Annotated in this window: 1 protein-coding gene; it reads left to right on the forward strand. The window is 69.9% G+C overall.

The features are described from left to right. Positions 1–239: 239 nt before the first annotated feature. On the forward strand, positions 240–1,355 hold the full coding sequence (locus ABZ493_RS21745) for an IS110 family transposase (RefSeq protein WP_430584197.1): 1,116 nt from the start codon (positions 240–242) through the stop codon (positions 1,353–1,355). Positions 1,356–1,374 lie beyond the last annotated feature (19 nt).

The raw sequence follows: 1,374 nt of genomic DNA on the forward strand, positions 1-1,374 counted from the left end.
CCGCCTGACAGTGAGGATGATGTAGTCGAGCCCCGCAGCGGGTCGTTCCTGACCCTCCGCCTGACTGACTTCGGGTCTTGAACCGGATCTGTCGGTGCGGCCTGCTGCGGGGCTCGTCTGCACTCACTGGTCGTGGCGGTGTGACCTCATAGGAGCCTGTGCCAGCAGGCACCCATCACTGTCTTGTCCGCTCGCCCGGCGGTGCGTGCCGCCCTACCCGGTCGAGTGAGAGGACGACGATGTCCACCATCGCACGAACACCAGTACCCGCCCAGCTACCCGTCCAGCACGAGGCCCGGTTCGGGGTCGTGGGCGGGGTGGATACCCATCAGGACACCCATACCGTCGCGGCCCTGGACGCGGCCGGACGGGTGATCGCGGATCAGCAGTTCCCCGCCACCGCGGCCGGCTACCGGCGGTTGCTGGCTTGGCTGCGGGGCTTCGGGATGCTGCGCGTCGTCGGGGTCGAGGGAACCGGGGCCTACGGTGCCGGCCTGGCCCGATACCTCACCGGTGCGGGTGTCTCGATGGTCGAGGTCGACCGCCCGGACCGCAAGGCCCGCAGGTTCGCGGGCAAGTCCGACCCCCTGGACGCTCAGGCGGCCGCGCGAGCCGCACTCGCCGGAACCCGCACCGGGACACCGAAGGACCGCGCCGGTCAGGTCGAGGCGCTGCGCAACCTGCGCGTCGCCCGCCGCAGCGCGGTGGATCAGCGCGCGGACTGCCTGCGACGGATCAAGACGCTGTTGATCACCGCTGCAGATGACGTGCGCGAACGGCTTCGCGCCCTCCCCGACGCCCGCCTCCTGGACACCTGTCGCGCGCTGCGACCCGATACCGCCCAGGCAGGTGAACCCGCCCACGCAGCCCGGATCGCACTACGGTCCCTGGCCCGCCGCCACGGCGCCCTGACGACCGAGATCACCGAGCTCGACGCCCTGATCGAACCCCTCGTGCAACGCATCAACCCGCGCCTTCTCGAGCTGAACGGCGTCGGGCCCGACGTTGCCGGGCAACTCCTGGTCACCGCCGGGCAGAACGCCGAACGCCTGCACTCCGAGGCCGCATTCGCGATGCTCTGCGGGGTCGCACCCATCCCGGCTTCCTCGGGCAAGACCCACCGCCACCGCCTCAACCGCGGAGGCGACCGACAAGCGAACGCCGCGCTCTACCGGATCACGTTGTGCCGGATGCGCTGGGACCCACGCACCCGCGACTACGTCGAGCGCCGCACCCGCGAAGGCCTGTCGAAGAAAGACATCATCCGCTGCCTCAAACGACTCATCGCCCGCGAGATCTACCACGTCCTAAGAACCCCGACCCAAACCACCGGCAGCACCTACCCCGCCCCTTGACGATCCATAGGAGCATCCG

The sequence above is a fragment of the Isoptericola sp. NPDC019482 genome (assembly GCF_040632295.1).
Taxonomy (GTDB): Bacteria; Actinomycetota; Actinomycetes; order Actinomycetales; family Cellulomonadaceae; genus Isoptericola.

What these genes read in the sequence shown, in the direction of transcription:
- ABZ493_RS21745 (WP_430584197.1), top strand. Translation starts at nt 240, where the DNA reads ATGTCCACCATCGCACGAACACCAGTACCCGCCCAGCTACCCGTCCAG.